At 59.3% G+C, this 18,603-nt stretch carries 14 protein-coding genes and 1 riboswitch; of the genes, 4 read left to right on the forward strand and 10 right to left on the reverse strand.

The window, feature by feature from the left end; all coding sequences use genetic code 11:
• The first annotated feature begins 192 nt into the window (after window positions 1-192).
• The 3 genes from AB4Z13_RS18745 (at window position 193) to AB4Z13_RS18755 (ending at window position 4,555) form a co-directional block, all read left to right on the forward strand.
• Complete coding sequence (locus AB4Z13_RS18745) at window positions 193-1,197, forward strand: Gfo/Idh/MocA family protein (RefSeq protein WP_439016669.1); 1,005 nt, start codon at window positions 193-195, stop codon at window positions 1,195-1,197.
• A gap of 10 nt (window positions 1,198-1,207) precedes the next feature.
• Window positions 1,208-2,206 (forward strand): LacI family DNA-binding transcriptional regulator, encoded by a 999-nt coding sequence (locus AB4Z13_RS18750; RefSeq protein ID WP_007820370.1) that lies wholly within the window; start codon window positions 1,208-1,210, stop codon window positions 2,204-2,206.
• 105 nt (window positions 2,207-2,311) lie between these two features.
• Window positions 2,312-4,555, forward strand: a complete 2,244-nt coding sequence (locus tag AB4Z13_RS18755) for a glycoside hydrolase family 2 protein (protein ID WP_439016670.1) — start codon at window positions 2,312-2,314, stop codon at window positions 4,553-4,555.
• 108 nt (window positions 4,556-4,663) lie between these two features.
• On the opposite strand, the gene AB4Z13_RS18760 is transcribed toward AB4Z13_RS18755, so the two are convergent.
• From AB4Z13_RS18760 to AB4Z13_RS18775, 4 genes are all read right to left on the reverse strand, one after another.
• The gene (locus AB4Z13_RS18760; RefSeq protein WP_439016671.1) at window positions 4,664-5,779 is read right to left on the reverse strand and encodes an ABC transporter ATP-binding protein; all 1,116 of its coding nucleotides are present in this window, start codon (window positions 5,777-5,779) and stop codon (window positions 4,664-4,666) included.
• A 3-nt stretch (window positions 5,780-5,782) separates the two neighbouring features.
• Window positions 5,783-6,730, reverse strand: a complete 948-nt coding sequence (locus AB4Z13_RS18765) for a carbohydrate ABC transporter permease (RefSeq protein ID WP_439016672.1) — start codon at window positions 6,728-6,730, stop codon at window positions 5,783-5,785.
• A complete protein-coding gene (locus AB4Z13_RS18770) occupies window positions 6,727-7,680 on the reverse strand; it encodes a carbohydrate ABC transporter permease (RefSeq protein WP_439016673.1) in 954 nt (317 codons plus the stop codon). The genes AB4Z13_RS18765 and AB4Z13_RS18770 overlap by 4 nt, the downstream gene beginning before the upstream one ends.
• A gap of 76 nt (window positions 7,681-7,756) precedes the next feature.
• Window positions 7,757-9,016, reverse strand: coding sequence for an ABC transporter substrate-binding protein (locus tag AB4Z13_RS18775; RefSeq protein WP_442206484.1), 1,260 nt, complete (start codon window positions 9,014-9,016; stop codon window positions 7,757-7,759).
• 314 nt (window positions 9,017-9,330) lie between these two features.
• Here AB4Z13_RS18775 and AB4Z13_RS18780 point away from each other — a divergent pair, with 314 nt between their 5' ends.
• Window positions 9,331-10,383 carry a LacI family transcriptional regulator gene (locus AB4Z13_RS18780; RefSeq protein WP_113325407.1) on the forward strand — a complete coding sequence of 351 codons (1,053 nt, stop codon included), beginning with the start codon at window positions 9,331-9,333 and terminating at the stop codon, window positions 10,381-10,383.
• A 2-nt stretch (window positions 10,384-10,385) separates the two neighbouring features.
• On the opposite strand, the gene AB4Z13_RS18785 is transcribed toward AB4Z13_RS18780, so the two are convergent.
• The 6 genes from AB4Z13_RS18785 to metE all read right to left on the reverse strand — a co-directional run bounded on the left by AB4Z13_RS18785 (window position 10,386) and on the right by metE (window position 18,507).
• Window positions 10,386-11,633 (reverse strand): adenylate/guanylate cyclase domain-containing protein, encoded by a 1,248-nt coding sequence (locus AB4Z13_RS18785; protein WP_113325408.1) that lies wholly within the window; start codon window positions 11,631-11,633, stop codon window positions 10,386-10,388.
• A gap of 93 nt (window positions 11,634-11,726) precedes the next feature.
• Complete coding sequence (gene nrdF, locus AB4Z13_RS18790) at window positions 11,727-12,701, reverse strand: class 1b ribonucleoside-diphosphate reductase subunit beta (RefSeq protein ID WP_439016676.1); 975 nt, start codon at window positions 12,699-12,701, stop codon at window positions 11,727-11,729.
• 16 nt (window positions 12,702-12,717) lie between these two features.
• On the reverse strand, window positions 12,718-14,886 hold the full coding sequence (gene nrdE / locus AB4Z13_RS18795; RefSeq protein WP_439016677.1) for a class 1b ribonucleoside-diphosphate reductase subunit alpha: 2,169 nt from the start codon (window positions 14,884-14,886) through the stop codon (window positions 12,718-12,720).
• Window positions 14,865-15,278 carry a class Ib ribonucleoside-diphosphate reductase assembly flavoprotein NrdI gene (nrdI, locus tag AB4Z13_RS18800; RefSeq protein ID WP_439016678.1) on the reverse strand — a complete coding sequence of 138 codons (414 nt, stop codon included), beginning with the start codon at window positions 15,276-15,278 and terminating at the stop codon, window positions 14,865-14,867. Before nrdI ends, nrdE begins: the two co-directional genes overlap by 22 nt.
• A gap of 13 nt (window positions 15,279-15,291) precedes the next feature.
• Entirely contained in the window at window positions 15,292-15,513 is a 222-nt protein-coding gene (gene nrdH, locus AB4Z13_RS18805; protein WP_007820342.1) for a glutaredoxin-like protein NrdH, read from the reverse strand.
• Between the two features lie 265 nt (window positions 15,514-15,778).
• A riboswitch (cobalamin riboswitch) is annotated at window positions 15,779-16,006 on the reverse strand.
• A 176-nt stretch (window positions 16,007-16,182) separates the two neighbouring features.
• Window positions 16,183-18,507: a 5-methyltetrahydropteroyltriglutamate--homocysteine S-methyltransferase gene (gene metE / locus AB4Z13_RS18810; protein WP_439016679.1), complete on the reverse strand. Its 2,325-nt coding sequence runs from the start codon at window positions 18,505-18,507 to the stop codon at window positions 16,183-16,185.
• Window positions 18,508-18,603: the final 96 nt, after the last annotated feature.

Raw genomic sequence — 18,603 nt, forward strand, 5'->3', positions numbered from 1 at the left:
CCCTTTTTTAGAGCCACGGCGCCCTCCAGCACCGGTGAGGAAAATGTACACGCATTCTGAATGCTGACAAGATGATTTTTAAATCCTTTATCGCCGCAAAATTATCTAATTGATTTTACTGTATTATTTATGACTTGCATCAAATGTACCGTTTGTGTAATCGTTTGCACAACGATATCAGGGAGGATTTCGATGTCTCAGAAATTGCGCCTCGGCGTCATCGGCGCCGGCTTGAAAGCGGCTGAATATGCAGAGAGCTGGGCAAGGATGCCGGAAATTGAATTCGCAGCACTCGCCGACACCAGCGAAGCCTCCCGCAAGCGCCTGATTGACGTCTGCACGGCGGCCGGCGCGCCGGAGCCGAAGGGCTTCGCCGATTACCGGGATCTGCTCACAAAATGCCGCGACGAACTCGACATCATCTATGTCTCGACCCCGCACGCTTCCCATGCCGAGCAGGCAACGGCCGTTGCCGAAGCCGGCCTCGATCTCTTCCTTGAAAAGCCGATGGTGACCACGGTCGCCGAGGCCGAGACGCTGATCGCGGCACAGAAGAAGTGCGGCGTGACAATCGTCACCGCCTTCCAGGGCGGCCTCTCACCACTAGTGCTCGACACCCGCAAACGCGCTCTGTCAGGCGAATTCGGTGAACTGATCGCCATCTCCGGAATGATCTGGGAAAGCTGGTCTTCGAACTATGACGGGCACTGGAAGCAGCAGCCCGAAATCTCCGGCGGCGGCTTCATGTTCGATACCGGCGCGCACATGATGAACACCGTCTGCCTGCTCGCCAATTCCGATTTCGACAGCGTCTCCGCCTATATGAACAACCACGGCAAAAAGGTAGATATCGCCACCGCCGTCTCCGCCCGGCTGAAGAACGGCGCGCTGGCGACGCTGACGGCCGCCGGTGAAGGCCCTCCCGGCTGCGCCTCCTACATCACCTTCTTCTATTCGAAGGCGATCGTGCGCATCGACGCCTGGGGCGGCTGGCGTGAAATCAGCATAGGGCGCACCAGCGAACCGCGTGAAGAGGCCGAGATTCTCGGCAATCCCATGAAGAATTTCCTCGCCATCCGCGCCGGAACGATGGAAAACTCCGGCTCCGTTGAAATGGGTCTCAGATTCGCTAGGCTCTGGGATGCAATCAAGGAATCGGCAGCGGCCGACGGCGTACCCGTCAGGATCACCGCATAGGCGCAAGACGATGAGCGGAACGAACAGACGGCGGATCACCTCGAAGGAACTGGCGAAACTCGCCGGCGTCTCCTCGGCAACGATATCGAGGGCCTTTTCGCCGGATTCGAGGATCGGCAGCGCCACGCGTGACCGCATCCTCGCCGTCGCCCGTGAATATGGCTATCAGCCGAACGCGATCGCCCGTTCCCTCAACAACCAGCGTTCGCGCCTCGTCGCGCTCGTCGTCAACGCCATCGGCAACCCCTGCGAGGCCGAGGAGCAGCAGCTTCTCGTCCATCGCCTGCAGGCCCGCCAGCTCCTGCCCATCATTCTCTGCTGCGCCGATCATTCGGATCGGCTGCAGCTCATGCGGCTTGCCTCGACCTACCAGGTGGATCACGTCGTCATCTTCTCAGACATGGTGTCCATGCAGGACGCCGTCGACATCTTCCACACGACGAAGCCGATTATCGTTTCCTTCGAGCCGCTGGAAAACGAGGATGTCTCCAACATCCGCATCGATGGCGCGGTCGGCGCTGGCGAGATCATCGACAAGATCGTCGGCGACGGAAAACGGCGCTTCGCCTATCTCTCCGGCACCAAGTCGAGCTGGATCGACAAGCTACGCCGCAAGTGGTTTGCCGACGCTCTGGCGCGTCACGGCCTTGCCTTCGAAGCGGAAGCCTTCGGCGATTATTCCTACGATTCCGGCTTCAAGGAGGCCGTTCTCTTGCTGCACCGTTCCAAGGTCGATGCCATCATCTGCGGCAACGACGTGATGGCGATCGGCGCGCGCGATGCCGCCCGCCGCGTGCTTGGAAAGAATACGCCTGAGGATATCGCCATCGTCGGCCAGGATGGCATTGCCATGGCCGCCTGGGACTGCAACGACCTGACGACGCTGAGCCTCGACCACGTGGCCTTCATGGACGCGGTCGTCGAGGTGATCGAACGCCATGAGGCCGGCGATGAAGGCCCGCACAGCATTACGCTTGCCTGCACACCCCGCTGGGGTTCAACCGCCTGAGGGGCGACTCCAGTCATTCGCATCGAGGAGGAATATCGATGATCACCCTTTCACGCGCCGCGGCCAGGCGCCGCCCCTCCCCTGCCGCTTGCCGGGGAGCCTGAGATGCGTTCCGTCGTTTCCCTCAACGAATCCTGGAGCTTCCACGAAGGCTTTGGCCAGCGCCTGACCGAGGCTTTCGACGGCGACCATATGGTCAGCCTGCCGCATACGGCTGTCGAGCTGCCGTTCAACTATTTCGACGAGAAACGCTATCAGCGCGCCTTCACCTATCAGAAGGTGCTGCGCTGGCTGCCGGAATTCGAAGGCCGTGAAGTCTCCATCCTCTTCGATGGTGCCATGGCCGACAGCGTCGTTTACCTGAACGGCGAAGAGATCATTGCCCATAAGGACGGCTATACGCCCTTCGAAGCCCGCCTGACCGGCAAACTCGTCAAGGGCGAGAACCTGATCACGGTCAAGATCGACGGCAGCGAGAACCCCGCCATCCCGCCCTTCGGCGGTCGCATCGACTACCTCACCTATGCTGGCGTCTATCGCGACGTCTGGCTGAAGGTCACCGACAAAGTCTCCATCCGCAATCTCAAGATCGAGACACATGACGTTCTGTCCGACATGAAGTCGGCCACGGTCCGCGTTGATGTCGCCAATCCGCAGAGCCTGACCTATGCCGCGACCGTTACGGCCTCGCTGAAGGGTGCCGATGGTATCGTGCTCGCAAGTGCTGCCGGTGAAACGATCGGCTCCGTGACGACGCTCTCGTTCGGCGGACTGACGGGCATCGAACTGTGGGACCTGTCAAACCCGGCGCTCTACGAAGTTGTCGTTGATCTCAGAACCGAACATGGCTCGGACAGGGCATCCGCCCATTTCGGCTTCCGCACCGCCAAATTCACGCCGGAAGGCTTCCTGCTCAATGGCCGGTCCGTGAAGCTTCAGGGCCTCAACCGCCATCAGGCCTACCCTTATATCGGTTATGCAGCCGGCCGCTCCGCACAGGAGCGTGACGCCGACATCATGAAAAAGGTGCTGAAGTGCAATATCGTGCGCACTTCGCACTATCCGCAGTCGAAATGGTTCCTCGACCAGTGTGACCGCATCGGCCTGCTCGTCTTTGAAGAAATCCCCGGCTGGCAGCATATCGGCGATCTCGATTGGCAGAGAGAGTCCGTCGAAAACGTTCGCCGCATGATCGAGCGCGACTGGAATCACCCCTCGATCATCATCTGGGGCGTGCGCATCAACGAGTCGCTCGACAGCCACGACTTCTATACTGCGACCAACCGGCTGGCCCATGAGCTCGATTCCACGCGCCAGACTGGCGGCGTTCGCTACCTGACCGAAAGCGAGCTTCTGGAAGACGTCTATACGATGAACGACTTCATCCTGGGCAATGAGGAACTGCCGGGTGCCAACCGCCCGCGCACGGCGCTGCGCGGCCAGCAAGAAAATACCGGCCTCTCCTACAAGGTCCCCTACATCATCACCGAATTCAACGGCCACATGCATCCGACCAAGATGCATGATGCCGAGCAGCGCCAGGCCGAGCATGTGCGCCGCCACCTGGAAGTGCTGAACGCTGCTTACGGCGACCCCGATATTTCGGGCGCGATCGGCTGGTGCATGTTCGACTACAATACCCACAAGGATTTCGGCTCCGGCGACCGCATCTGCTATCACGGCGTCATGGACATGTTCCGCGAACCGAAATTCGCGGCATACGCCTATGCCAGCCAGTGCGACCCCTCAGATGAAATCATCATGAAGCCGGTCACGTTCTGGGCGCGCGGCGAACGCAGCATCGGCGGTGTGCTGCCGCTGATCATCCTGACCAACTGTGACGAGGTTGAGCTGAAATACGGCTCGCTGACCAAGCGCATCGGTCCGGATCGCGAGAACTATCCGCACCTGCCGCATCCACCCGTCGTGCTCGACCATCGCCATTTCACCCAGGATGAACTCGGCCGCTGGGGTCTGGAATGGATCGACGGTGAATTCACCGGCTTCATCGACGGAGAGCCCGTGGCCAGACTGACGCTGGCAGCCGATCCGCTGCCGACCGCACTGGAAGTCGCGCCCGACAGCACCACGCTGAAGGCCCGCGAACGCGACACGACCCGTGTCATTATCCGCGCGCTCGACCAGCGCGGCCAGCGCCTGCCCTTCCTGAACGATGCTGTAACGCTGACGGTCAAAGGCCCTGCCAAGATTGTCGGTCCGACGACCGTACCGCTCCAGGGCGGCACGACGGGCTTCTGGCTGGAAGCAACCGGCTTGACAGGCGAAATCACGGTCGAAGCGACATCGAGCCACTTCGCACCGGTAACGCTTTCGGTGGCGGCCGTCTGACGGCCGACAGAGCATTTCCGTTTTTCTTCGAATTACGGAAATGCTCTGCCTTTTTGCTTTCACGCAATTCGGGACGCAAAACCGCTGCACACTTTTGCTGGAATTGCTCTACGCGATCCTGAGCTGGCTGGCAGGATCGAAGAACACCGCCTTGTCGAGATTGAAGGCAAGGCGGGTGTTCTGACCAGGCAGAATGCCGGTATCCGCTCCAAGGCGCGCCACCACCGACTTGCCGCCGAGCTTGGTGACGGCAAACGTATCCGAACCGGCCGGTTCCACGACTTCGATGGCGCAGTCGCCATGAACGACCGACTTCGCCTTGCGGTCGGCCCCGTCAGGGTCCGTCAATGCTTCGGGACGAATGCCGAAGATCACCTGCTTGCCCGCGTAGCCGGTAAGGCTGTTACTGCCCGAATTGACCGGTAGCTTCAACGGCTCGGCATTGGGCCGCTCCAGCGAGACCTGCAAGCCGCCGTCGCCGTTTTCGACGGTCGCGTTGAGCAGGTTCATCGCCGGCGAGCCCATGAAGTCTGCTACGAAGACATTGGCCGGGCTGTTGTAGATTTCCGCCGGCGTACCGAACTGCTGCAGCACGCCGTCCTTCAGCACCGCGATCTTCGTCGCCAGCGTCATCGCCTCGATCTGGTCATGAGTGACGTAGACGATCGTCGTTCCCATGCGCTGGTGCAGGCGCTTGATTTCCGTGCGCATATCAACGCGCAGCTTCGCATCCAGGTTGGAGAGCGGCTCGTCGAACAGGAACACTTGCGGATTGCGCACCAGCGCGCGGCCCATTGCCACGCGCTGCCGCTGGCCACCGGAAAGCTGCGAAGGCTTTCGATCCAGGAGATGGCCGATCTGCAGCATGTCGGAGACCTGCTTGATCGCCTTCTCGCGCTCATCCTTCGGCACACCGCGAATTTCCATGCCGAAGGCGATATTGCCGGCCACGGTCATGTTCGGATAGAGCGCGTAGCTCTGGAATACCATGGCGATATCGCGCTTGGACGGGTGCAAACCGTTGATGGAGCGGCCATCGATGCGGATCTCACCCGAAGTGATCGCTTCCAGCCCGGCGATGGTGTTGAGCAGCGTGGACTTGCCACAGCCGGACGGGCCGACCAGCACCAGGAAGCCACCCTTTTCGAGTTCCAGGTCGATCCCCTTGAGAATGTCGACGGCGCCGAAGCGCTTTTTGAGACCGGAAATTTCAAGGAAAGCCATGGATCACCCTTTGACGGCGCCCGCCATCAGACCACGCACGAAATAGCGGCCGGCGAGGATATAGACGATGAGCGTAGGAACGGCCGCGATCATCGCCGCAGCCATGTTGACATTATATTCGACCACGCCGGTCGAGGTATTGACGACGTTGTTGAGCGCCACCGTCATCGGCATGGAGTCACCCGTACCGGCATAGGCCGAGGCGAAGAGGAAGTCGTTCCAGATATTAGTGAACTGGTAGATGACCGTCACCACGATTATCGGCAGCGAATTCGGCAGCATGATACGGCGAAAGATCTGAAAGAAGCTCGCGCCATCGACCTGCGCGGCCTTCACAAGTTCCGTCGGAAAGGCCTCATAGAAATTGCGGAAGAACAGTGTCGTGAAGCCGAGACCGTAGACGACATGCACGAAAACCAGGTTGACCGTCGGATTGCCGAAGCCGAAGCTGAAACCGGTCGCGTTCTGAAGCGTCATGCCGAAGCGGCCGAGTGCGCCGAGAATGGTCGCCATCGGCAGCAGCACCGACTGGAACGGAATGAAGCAGGCAAACAGCATCAGGCCGAAAACCAGCGTATCGCCGGGAAACCGCCACTTGGTCAGCACATAACCGTTGAGCGCGCCGAGAACGGTCGAGATCGCGACAGCCGGCACGACCATCTTGATCGAGTTCCAGAAATAGCCCTTGATGCCGGCACAGGTAAGACCGACGCAGGTCTCCCCCCAGGCCTTGAGCCAGGGATCAAGCGTCGGTGACTGCGGCAGCGCCAGCATATTTCCGTTCTGGATCTCGTCCATGGTCTTGAACGAGGTGGTGAGCATGACGAAGAGCGGCATCAGGTAGAGAACGGCGAAGATCAGCAGCAGGCCGTAGATGATGACGCGGCCAATCCAGCGGCCGCCATTGCCGCCATGCGTGCGCGCGATATCGGAAGAGGTCACGCTGCTCATCGCGCCTTCTCCTTCAGTTCGGAATAGAGATAGGGAACGATGATCGCCGAGATGGTCATCAGCATGATGATGGCGCTTGCAGAACCGACAGCCATTTCATTCCGCTTAAACGTGTATTCATACATGAAATTGGAAGGCAGCCACGCCGAGCCACCGGGCCCGCCGGAGGTCAGCGCCACCACGAGGTCGTAGGACTTGATCGCCATATGGGCGAGCACGATGAAGGCGGAGAGGAAGATCGGCCGCAGCAGCGGAATGACGATGCGCCGGTAGAGCTGGAACGGTGTGGCGCCATCGATCTGCGCCGCTTTCATGATCTCACCGTCGATGCCCCGCAAGCCCGCGAGGAACATCGCCATGACGAAGCCGGAAGCCTGCCAGACACCGGCGATGACGACGGTGTAGATGACGAAGTCCTTGTTCTTGATCCAATCGAAGTGAAAGCTCGTCCAGCCGAGATGATGCAGCGTCTGCTCCAGGCCGAGGCCCGGATCGAGGAACCATTTCCAGGCAACACCGGTCACGATGAAGGACAGCGCCATAGGATAGAGAAAGATCGGCCGCAGCACGCCTTCGCCGCGAATCTTCTGGTCGAGAAGGATCGCCAACAGCAGCCCGAGCCCGAGGCAGATGAAGATATAGAGGAAACCGAAGATCCCCATATTGGTGATCGACGTGTACCACGAGGACGGCGGATCGCTCTCGAAGGTCCAGCGCCAGAGGCGCTGATAGGCACGCGCGCCCGTGATTGCATAGGATGGAAAGGTCTTGGAATTGGTGAAGGAGAGATAGGCCGTCCAGACGATGAAGCCATAGACGAAGATCACGGTGATCAAGAAACTCGGCGCCAATACGATCTTCGGCAGAGCGTCCTGCAGCCGGCCGCGAATAGACGAGCGGGTTGAAGACTTCGACGTCAGGACCGGATCCGTGGTCGCAACTGTACTCATGTGGTCATCTCCTCCCCGCACCGCAGGGGCTGTGGCTTCCCCGCAAGAGTGCGGGAAAGCCTTGGTCGGTGGAATATTAGCGAGCGTCGTCAATTGCCTTGACGAGTTCTTCGACGGCCTGGTCGGACGTCTTGATCTGGCCATGGACGAACTTGGTCACTACATCCTTATAGGCGTTGGCGATCGCCGGAGGCGCGCCATAGCCCTGGGCGAGCGAGCCAAACAGGGTGCCCTTCTCGTTGGCAGCGGCAAGATCGGCTATGCCCTTCTTACCGCAAGCATCGAAGTCGGTGTCCGGAACGTCGGTACGCGCCGGAACCGAGCCCTTGACGACGTTGAAGGCCGACTGGAAACTTTTCGACAAGGTGGCGGTGGCAAGTGCTGCCTGTGCTGCCTTGCGGTCGTCAGATACGTTGAACATGCCGAACATATCGGAATTGTAGACGACGCTGCCGTCGGTGCCGGGGAAGCGGTAGCACAGGAAATCGGTGCCGGCGGCCATGTTGGCAGCCTTGAATTCGCCCTTGGCCCAGTCACCCATCACCTGCACTAGTGCATCACCCTTGATGACCATGCCGGTCGCTTGATTCCACTGACGACCGGAAAAATTCGGGTCGACATAGGTGATCAGCTTGCCCAGATTATCGAACGACTTCTTCATCGTGTCGGACTTCAGCGACTCCTCGTCGAGATCGTTCATCGCCTTCTTGTAGAATTCAGGCCCGCCGGTCGACAGCACGACCGAGTCGAACATGGTTGCTTCCTGCCAGTTCTCACCGCCAAGGGCGAGCGGAATGACGCCGGCCGCCTTGGCTTTGTCGAGCAACGCAATCAGGTCGTCGAAGGTCTTCGGCTCGGTGCCGCCGATCTTGTCCATGACGGCCTTGTTGATCCACAGCCAGTTGACCGAGTGGACATTGACCGGCACCGCCACCCATTTGCCATCATAAACGGTGAACTTCTGCAGGGCGGCAGGAACCGCCTTGTCCCAGCCTTCCTTGACGGCGATGTCGGTGATGTCGCCCATCGTGCCGGCTGCGGCATAGTCCAGCACGGTATAGCCGAGCATCTGCGAGGCGGTCGGCGGATTACCGGCAGCCACCATCGCCTTCAGCGCGACCATGGCGGGGTCGCCGCCACCACCGGCAACCGGCACGTCCTTCCAGGCAAAGCCTTCCTTAGAAAGGTCCTGCTTCAGCACGTTAAGCGCCGCGGCTTCACCGCCTGATGTCCACCAGTGCAGCATCTGAACTTCCTTGACGTCAGCCGCGTGAGCGCTGCCGAAACCAGCCATCATCACGACAGCAAGAGCTGCCGAGCTCAAAAACTTGCGCATGAATATCCTCCCGTTCGTAAGTGGCGGCGAGACCCACCTCGGCCGCCACGATGTCTTCCGCCGTGAGGGCGGCTAAACACCACACTACACCGCACCTCCCAGCGCGGTTAACAATTTAAAACGTTATAAACGCGGTCACGTCAAGTCCTTCCTCGACTCCCGAGAAAAATATGATTAGTCCGATAAATATTGATTTTATTTGCCTTTTTTCTGATCGCCTAAGAAACTGTAAAAATTTAAATCGTTTGCATTGATTGATTGCGTGCCGGTTTCATCGTGTTATTGTAGCCGCGATCCAGCACGGAATGTCCCCAGTGACCGAATCGTCCCAACTGCAACGCGGTGAAAATCCGGATGGTGCGCAAAAGCGCGGCAAGCCGACCTTGCGTACCATCGCGACATTGACCGGTCTTGCGGTGACGACGGTTTCGCGCGCACTCAGCGACGCGCCGCAAATATCAGTTGAGACTCGCGAGCGCGTCCATCGCATTGCCCGCGAGATCGGCTACCTGCCGGACCGCGCCGCCCAGCGCCTCAAGACAGGCCGCACCAACGTCATCAGCATTCTTCTCGACCCGCATCAGGAAGTGGTCGGCTTCGGCACGGCCATTATGTACGGCATCGCCAAGGTGCTGAAAGAGACATCCTATCACCTCGTCGTCGCCCCGAACTTCCTGTCGACGACGGATCTCGAAGCGGCAGAATATATCGTCCGCAACAATTTCGCAGACGGCCTGATCTTCACGCGGACGGAACCCTTCGATGCGAGGGTGCGGATGCTGCAGGAGGTCGGCTTTCCCTTCGTGTCCCACGGGCGCACCGAATTTTCGACGCCGCATCCCTACGTCGATTACGACAATTATGCTTTCGCCTATGAAGCCACGCGGCGCCTGATCGCCAAGGGCAGGAAGAAGGTTACGGTCATCATGCCGCCGAAGCGGCTGACCTTCAGCCAGCACATCCTTCATGGCTTCATGACCGCCGTGCGCGAGGCAGGCGTCGCCTACGAGATATCGGAAGCGGTCACGCTCGATTCACCGGCCAACGAGATCAGGGATTTCTTCCGCGCCCGCGCCGCAGCCCCCGATGTTCCCGATGGCTTTGTCTGCCCGGGCGAGGTTTCCGCGCTGGCGCTTGTCAGTGCCATGGGCGATGCGGGCCACGTCCTGGCGGAGGACTATGATATCGTTGCTAAGGAGACGTCACATCTCCTCACGCATCTTCAGCCGAAGATCGAAACCATCTACGAGGATCTGGTCGAGGCAGGCGAACATCTCGGCCAGATGCTTCTCCAGCGCATCAGCAATCCGGCAGCGGAGAGCCAGAGCCTGCTCCTGCCACCGCAGATCAATTTTCCGGTGGCCTAAGCCTAAGCCGCGTCACGACCGTTTATCGGCTTCTCGCGGAAGGCAAAGACGTCGACCGGCTCTCCGAGCCCGCGCAGCGGAAAGGTGCCGAGATTGTCCATCTCTTCAGTGCAGGTCGCCATCTCAACGAAAGCGCGCGACAGAAGCACCGGCCGCTTGACCTCCTTGGTCAAGGTTTCAAGCCGCGAGGCGACGTTGACTGCTGGGCCGATGACGGTGAAATCCAGCCGCCGACGCGAACCGATATTGCCGTACATGACGTCGCCGACGTGGACGCCGACGCCGTAGCGCAGCGGATCACGTCCCAAACGCTGATGTTGCTCATTCAGTTTCGCCATCGCCTCCTGCCCTTCACGGATCGCCGTCAGCAGATCCTCGCAGGCCGAAGGCTTCGACAGCGGGAAGATAGCAAGCAGTCCGTCACCCATGAATTTCAGGATTTCGCCTCCATGCCGCTCGATCGGATCGGACATGGCATCGAAATAGTCGTTGAGCAACTGGATCACGTCATCGCGCGGCCAGAGATCGGAGATCGCCGTGAAATCGCGCAGGTCGCAGATCATGATCGCCGCGCCGACGGTCGTGCCGCTGCCGCGGGTGATGACGCCGGAGAGAATCTGTTCGCTCGCATGCGGCCCGACATAAGTCTGCAGCAGCGTGCGCGCCATGATGTTCTTGAGCCGGATCTCGCTGACGAGAGTGAGAGCCGGCAGCAGATCGCGCAGGAAATCCACGTGTTCGCCGGTAAAACCGCCTGGCCTATTGGTGGAGAACGTAACGACGTGGCGCTTGTCGAACGTATGATCGATCGGCCAGGCGATATATTCGGAATAGCCGTCGTCGCGCAGTTCCTGGTAGAAGGGATAGTCGTCGCCCTCCCATAAATCCTCAAGGTTCTTCCGCACCTCGTTGGCGCCTTTGTGGATCTCGTTGACCGGGCTATTGAGGAATTGCGGCGTGGTTTCCACCCCGTAAGCAAAGGTGTCGATCTTTGCCTCTTCCATGCCTTCCACCCACAGGATGCGAGCGCCGATCCATTGCGGATGGTTCGTGCGGAAATGCAAGCTCGACCGGTTCACCGGCACGCCGGCTGCCAGCAGCCGCTTGCACATCTCCACCAGGATATTGTCGATGAAACGCTCGTTGCGGGTCTCGTTGATCAGCCAATCGAGAATTCGGCGCCTGCGGATTGGCCAGACGCCTTCGGCAGCTTCACTTGCCGGATCAGTCGCTTCGAAAGAGGGCCTCATAAAAAACTCCCGCTACGCCACATTCAACGAATACACCGCGCTGAATGTGGGCGATAGCGGACCGAATGATAAGAGGCTTCGTAAAGATAAACCTCAGAAATCCCAGTCTTCGTCCTCGGTCGCCACCGCCTTGCCGATGACATAGGAGGAGCCGGAGCCCGAGAAGAAGTCATGGTTCTCATCGGCATTCGGCGAAAGCGCAGACAGGATCGCCGGATTGACCTTGCAGGCGTCAGCCGGGAACAGCGCCTCATAGCCGAGGTTCATCAGCGCCTTGTTGGCGTTGTAATGCAGGAACTTCTTGACGTCCTCGGTCAGCCCGACGCCGTCATAGAGCGCTTCGGTATATTTCGCTTCGTTGTCGTAGAGCTCGAGCAGCAGGTCGAAGGCAAAATCCTTGATCTCCTGGCGTCGCTCTCCGGAAAGCTTTTCAAGTCCGCGCTGGAACTTGTAGCCGATATAATAGCCGTGCACGGCCTCGTCGCGGATGATGAGGCGGATCATGTCGGCCGTGTTGGTGAGCTTGGCGCGGCTCGACCAGTACATCGGCAGATAGAAGCCGGAATAGAAGAGGAAGCTTTCGAGGAAGACGCTCGCAACCTTCTTCTTCAGGGGATCGCCGGAAGCATAATGCTCCATGATCAGCGCCGACTTCTTCTGCAGGAATTCGTTCTCTTCAGACCAGCGATAGGCATCGTCGACATCGGGCGTCAGGCAGAGCGTCGAGAAGATCGAGGAATAGGAGCGCGCATGCACCGCCTCCATGAAGGAGATGTTGGAGAGCACCGCTTCCTCATGCGGCGTTGCCGCATCGGCCATCAGCTTCACCGAGCCGACACCGTTCTGGATCGTATCGAGCAGAGTCAGCCCGGTGAAGACGCGGATCGTCAGCTGCTGCTCGGCCGGCGTCAGTGTCCCCCAGGAGGGAATGTCGTTCGACAGCGGCACCTTTTCCGGCAGCCAGAAATTGCCGGTCAGACGGTTCCAGACTTCGAGATCCTTGTCGTCCTCGATACGGTTCCAGTTGATGGCGCGCACGCGGCTGACCGGTTTGAATTGCATGTTCATCATTATCTCCGGTCGTTTAAAGCGTGCAGGATACGCAGCCCTGCACCTCGGTGCCGGACAGCGCCATCTGGCGAAGGCGGATGTAGTAGATCGTCTTGATGCCCTTCTTCCAGGCATAGATCTGGGCGCGGTTGATGTCGCGCGTCGTTGCCGTGTCGCGGAAGAACAGCGTCAGCGACAGGCCCTGATCGACATGTTGGGTAGCCGCAGCATAGGTATCGATGATCTTGTCTGGCCCGATCTCGTAGGCATCCTGATAGTAGTCGAGATTGTCGTTGGTCATGAACGGCGCCGGATAATAGACGCGGCCGATCTTGCCTTCCTTGCGGATCTCGATCTTCGAGACGATCGGATGGATCGAGGAAGTCGAGTGGTTGATATAGGAAATCGAGCCCGTCGGCGGCACCGCCTGCAGGTTCTGGTTATAGAGGCCGGAGGCCATCACGGCCTTCTTCAGCTCCAGCCAGTCTTCCTGCGTCGGGATATGAATGCCGGCACCGTCGAAAAGCGCCTGAACCTTCTCGGTCGCCGGCTTCCATCCCTGCTCGGTATATTTGTCGAAATATTCGCCAGAGGCATATTTCGAATTCTCGAAGCCCTTGAAGCCCGCACCACGCTCGACCGCCAGACGGTTGGAGGCGCGCAGCGCGTGATAGGTCACCGTGTAGAAATAGATATTGGTGAAATCGACGCCCTCTTCCGAACCGTAATGGATGCGCTCGCGGGCGAGGTATCCATGCAGGTTCATCTGGCCAAGGCCGATCGCGTGGCTGTCGTCATTGCCCTTCTCGATCGAAGGTACGGATGAGATGTGGCTCATGTCAGAAACGGCCGTCAGCGCGCGGATCGAGGTCTCGATCGTCTTGCCAAAATCGGCCGAATCCATAGCCATGGCGATATTCAGCGAGCCGAGATTGCACGAGATATCCTTGCCCATCACCTTGTAGGAAAGGTCGTCGTTGAAGGTGCTCGCTTCGCTGACCTGCAGGATTTCAGAGCAGAGATTGCTCATGCTGATGCGGCCGGCGATCGGGTTTGCCCGGTTCACCGTGTCTTCGAACATGATGTAGGGATAACCGCTCTCGAACTGGATTTCGGCAATCACCTGGAAGAATTCGCGCGCCTTGATCTTCTTCTTGGTGATACGGGCATCCGCCACCATCTCGCGATACTTCTCCGTCACCGATATCTCGGTGAAGGGCACGCCATAGACCCGTTCCACGTCGTAGGGCGAGAAGAGGTACATATCCTCATTGTTCTTGGCGAGCTCGAAAGTGATGTCGGGCACGACGACGCCGAGCGACAGCGTCTTGATACGGATCTTCTCGTCAGCATTTTCGCGCTTGGTATCAAGGAAGCGCATGATGTCAGGGTGATGGGCGTTGAGATAAACGGCACCCGCACCCTGCCGAGCACCGAGCTGGTTGGCATAGGAGAACGAGTCTTCGAGCAGCTTCATGACGGGGATGATGCCGGAAGACTGGTTTTCGATCTGCTTGATTGGCGCGCCAGCCTCGCGGATGTTCGTCAGCGATAGCGCCACGCCACCGCCGCGCTTGGAAAGCTGCAGCGCCGAATTGATGGAGCGGCCGATCGATTCCATATTGTCTTCGACACGCAGCAGAAAGCACGAGACGAGCTCGCCGCGCTGCTTCTTGCCGGCATTGAGGAAAGTCGGCGTTGCCGGCTGGAAGCGGCCGGTGATGATCTCTTCGACCAGATCACGGGCAAGCTGCTCATTGCCTTCGGCAAGTGCCAACGCCACCATGCAGATGCGATCTTCATAGCGCTCCAGATAGCGCTTTCCGTCGAAGGTCTTCAGCGTGTAGCTGGTGTAATATTTGAAGGCGCCGAGGAAAGTCGGGAAACGGAACTTCTTGGCATAGGCCTCGTCGAACAGGTCGCGGACGAAGTTGAAGGAATACTGGTCGAGCACTTCCTGCTCGTAATAGCCTTCGGTCACCAGATAATCGAGCTTCTCCCGGAGATTATGGAAGAACACCGTGTTCTGGTTCACGTGCTGCAGGAAATACTGCTTGGCCGCCATGCGGTCCTTGTCGAGCTGGATCTTGCCCTGCTCGTCATAGAGGTTCAGCATCGCGTTCAGCGCGTGATAATCCAGCGCGTCCGCTGCCTTTAGCGGTTTTGCGCCCGCATCTCGCTTCAAATTTGTTCCTGTGTCCAAAATCGTCCCATCCCGTCTTTGACATTGGCGACATCCTCGGCAGTCCCCAGAAGCTCGAACCGGTAGAGGTAAGGCACCTGGCATTTCTGCGAGATCACGTCGCCGGCAAGCCCATAGGTCTCGCCGAAATTGCTGTTGCCCGCAGCAATGACGCCACGGATGTTGGAGCGGTTTTCCGCATCGTTGAGGAAACGGATCACCTGCTTGGGCACGGCTCCCTTTACGATCCCGGGGCCGCCATCCCCGCAATAGGTGGGCGAGATCAGCACATAGGGTTCGCGAATGTGGATGTCCTCAACGCCTACGGGAATGCGCGCCGCGCGCAGTCCCAGCTTCTCGACGAAACGATGGGTATTCTCAGACCGGCTGGAATAATAGACGATCAGGCCCACCGCTCTTCTCCGATCAGGAGAGCGCGCTGATCATATCGGGACGGAAGCCCGCCCAGTGGTTCTCGCCGGCAACGACGACCGGAACCTGCATGTAGCCCATGCCGCGAACGCGATCGAGCGCGTCGGCATCCTCGGAGATATCGATGATCTGATAGTCGACGCCCAGGCGGTCGAGGGCGCGATATGTGGCGGTGCACTGAACGCAGGCAGGCTTGCTGTAAACGGTAACGCTCATCATGTTCCTCGTGATGTCAATGGATTCCGGACGCAGAACTAGGATCGGGCGCCTTGCGGCGTCCGGGGTAACGCTCGATATTGATCTGGCAAAGTTGGCGTTTTACACGCCGGATTCGATCCCTCGCGGGATTTGCGCGGGCGGCGGCTTTGATGCTCTCGACATGACTTCAACCCCGAAGTGCTCATGCGGACTTCCGGGGGCAGCGCAACAGGTGCGGATTTGATCCGCCTCACATATACGCGACCTTCCGGACACCCCGCCCGTGGACGTTTCGTTCAAGGCAGGTCTCCTGGCTCGCGGGTCGAAGCACCCTGCCCCCAGCCTTCCCAAAGCGTCATGCCTCAGTGACCTGAAATCGGACAGTTGCTCGCCGCTTACAGTTGCGGGGGCAGCTCCGGCCTTGTTTTGCCATCATGGCAAACCGCACCGTATTCCCGTCTTAGCCTGCGATCCCTAGCGAATCGAAGGAACCTTGAACACTAGATATAGTACTCGAATCGGAGTTGGCGTCAACGGATGGTTTGTGCGTCGCGTTACGGCATATTTGAAATTGCTACATTCCTGTGAAAAACGTGGTTAACGAATGCTTAAAGAAAGTAGGCTGTGGAGAAGGCCCCAATGAAGAGAGCCGGCCTATAGCCGGCTCTCTGATTTTCGACTCCAGGTTCAGGCCCGAATCGTCGATGCGGCATGTCGTAATATTCGGGCGGCAGCGACCATGTTGACGAGCGCCGGGCGAACCTCTTCCCACCTGCGCGTCTTCAATCCGCAATCCGGATTGATCCAGAGCTGCCCGTCCGTCAGACGCTCGCGCGCCAGCGTCAGGAGCTCCGTCATCTCCTCGACATCAGGAACGCGCGGCGAATGGATGTCGTAGACGCCGGGGCCGATCTCGTTCGGATATTTGTAGCTACGGAAGGCCTCCAGCAGTTCCATCTTCGAACGTGACGTCTCGATGGAGATCACATCGGCATCCATCGCCGCGATGGCATCGATGATCTGGTTGAACTCCGAATAGCACATATGCGTATGGATCTGCGTTTCGTCCGCCACGCCGGAGGCGCATAGGCGGAAACTCTCGACGGCCCAGTCGAGATAGGTCTTCCAGTCGGCCTTGCGCAGCGGCAGGCCCTCGCGCAGCGCCGCCTCGTCGATCTGGATCATTGCCGCACCGGCCCTTTCGAGATCGAGCACCTCGTCGCGGATCGCCAGCGCGATCTGCCGGCTGACGTCGGCGCGAGAGAGATCGTCGCGCACGAAGGACCAGTTGAGGATCGTCACCGGCCCGGTCAGCATGCCCTTCACGGGCTTCTCCGTCAGCGACTGCGCATAGCGCCACCACTCGACTGTCATCGGCTTCGGCCGGGAGACGTCCCCGAAGATAACAGGCGGTCGGACGTAACGGGAGCCATAGCTCTGCACCCAGGCATGTTGAGTGAAGGCGAAGCCGGAAAGCTGCTCACCGAAATACTGCACCATGTCATTGCGTTCGAATTCGCCGTGGACAAGCACGTCGAGGCCGATTTCCTCCTGCCAGCGGATCGCCGCTTCGGTCTCCTTTTTCAGAAAGGCATCATAATCCGCCTCGCTGATCGTGCCCTTGGTGAAAGCGGAGCGGGACTTTCGAACATCTGATGTCTGCGGGAAGGAGCCGATCGTCGTCGTCGGGAACAGCGGCAGGCGAAGCTTACGCTCCTGCAGTCCGGTCCGCTCGGCAAAATCGCTGCTGCGTGTCTTCATCGCCTCGTCGATCGCGGCAACCCGCTGTCTGACCTTCAGATCATGTACGCGCGTAGATGCGGCGCGCGATGCAACGGCCTGCGAGGCTGCCGCAATCACCTGGGAGGCCTTGCCGGCATCGCCGAGCGCTGCGATCTCCTCAAGCTTCTGGGCAGCGAAGGCGAGCCATGATTTCAGCTCACCATCCAGCCCGCTCTCCAGTTCCAGATCGATCGGCACGTGCAGCAGCGAGCAGGACGGCGCGATCTGTAGCCGGTCCGCACCAAAGTGCTGGACAAGCGGCTCGATCCTCTCCCGGATCGCCGCAAGGTCTGCCTTCCAGATATTGCGCCCGTCGATGACGCCAAGCGAAAATGTCAGATCGCTGGGTGCCTTGAAAAGGGCATCGATCTGCTGTGGAGCGCGAACGAGATCGACATGCAGGCCGGCAACCGGGAGCGAGAGCGCCGTCGGCAGATTGTCGCCGATCGCGCCGAAATAGGTGGCGACCATGATCTTCAGGTCGGGCACCAATTCATGCAGCGCACGATAGGTATGCTGCAGTGCTGCCTGCTCTTCCTGTGAAAGATCGAGCACGAAGCAAGGTTCGTCGATCTGCACCCAGTCGACACCGGCTGCACGAAGTTCTGCCAGTACTTTTGTATAAACAGGCAACAAGCGTGCAAGCAGGTCAATCGGCGCAAAACCTTCTTCGCTTCCCTTGGCGAGTTTCAGGAAGGTAACCGGACCGAGGATGACCGGCCGGGTATGGATGCCAAGTGTCTTGGCCTCGACGAAGGCATCAAGTGGCTTGTTCGCCGTCAGGGCAAAGGTCTGATCGGGGCCGAGTTCCGGCACCATGTAGTGGTAGTTCGTGTCGAACCATTTCGTCATTTCGAGCGCCGGCGCGCCATGCCCGTGATGGTGCTGATGGCCGCAATCGACATGCGCCTCTTCGCCGGTGGAGCCGCGCGCCATCGCGAAATAGGTGTCGAGAGAAACTTGCCCGCCCTTCCAGCCATAGGCGGCGGGAATGGCGCCGACCATGACCGCCGTGTCGAGCACATGGTCGTAAAGCGAGAAATCGTTCGAGGGGATGACGTCGATCCCCTTCTGCTTCTGCAGGAGCCAGTTTTCCGCCCGCAGCCGCTTCGCGACATCGAGAAGCGCGCCGGCATCGGATTTGCCGGCCCAGTAGCTCTCCAGTGCGAATTTGAGTTCGCGATGCTTTCCGATCCTGGGAAAGCCGAGATTTGCAGTCTTGATAGTCATTTTCCTTACCCCGAAGGTTATGGGCAAGGCTGCGGCGCAACGCATCGACGAGATACGGCCATGGGAATGCCGTCTCGCGCAAGCGGCACACCGGGA

The sequence above is a fragment of the Rhizobium sp. YAF28 genome, assembly GCF_052113285.1.
GTDB lineage: Bacteria > Pseudomonadota > Alphaproteobacteria > Rhizobiales > Rhizobiaceae > Rhizobium.

What these genes read in the sequence shown, in the direction of transcription:
- AB4Z13_RS18745 (WP_439016669.1), top strand. Translation starts at nt 193, where the DNA reads ATGTCTCAGAAATTGCGCCTCGGCGTCATCGGCGCCGGCTTGAAAGCG.
- AB4Z13_RS18775 (WP_442206484.1), bottom strand. Translation starts at nt 9,016, where the DNA reads ATGCGCAAGTTTTTGAGCTCGGCAGCTCTTGCTGTCGTGATGATGGCT.
- AB4Z13_RS18750 (WP_007820370.1), top strand. Translation starts at nt 1,208, where the DNA reads ATGAGCGGAACGAACAGACGGCGGATCACCTCGAAGGAACTGGCGAAA.
- AB4Z13_RS18755 (WP_439016670.1), top strand. Translation starts at nt 2,312, where the DNA reads ATGCGTTCCGTCGTTTCCCTCAACGAATCCTGGAGCTTCCACGAAGGC.
- nrdH (WP_007820342.1), bottom strand. Translation starts at nt 15,513, where the DNA reads ATGAGCGTTACCGTTTACAGCAAGCCTGCCTGCGTTCAGTGCACCGCC.
- metE (WP_439016679.1), bottom strand. Translation starts at nt 18,507, where the DNA reads ATGACTATCAAGACTGCAAATCTCGGCTTTCCCAGGATCGGAAAGCAT.
- nrdF (WP_439016676.1), bottom strand. Translation starts at nt 12,701, where the DNA reads ATGAACATGCAATTCAAACCGGTCAGCCGCGTGCGCGCCATCAACTGG.
- AB4Z13_RS18760 (WP_439016671.1), bottom strand. Translation starts at nt 5,779, where the DNA reads ATGGCTTTCCTTGAAATTTCCGGTCTCAAAAAGCGCTTCGGCGCCGTC.
- AB4Z13_RS18785 (WP_113325408.1), bottom strand. Translation starts at nt 11,633, where the DNA reads ATGAGGCCCTCTTTCGAAGCGACTGATCCGGCAAGTGAAGCTGCCGAA.
- AB4Z13_RS18765 (WP_439016672.1), bottom strand. Translation starts at nt 6,730, where the DNA reads ATGAGCAGCGTGACCTCTTCCGATATCGCGCGCACGCATGGCGGCAAT.
- AB4Z13_RS18770 (WP_439016673.1), bottom strand. Translation starts at nt 7,680, where the DNA reads ATGAGTACAGTTGCGACCACGGATCCGGTCCTGACGTCGAAGTCTTCA.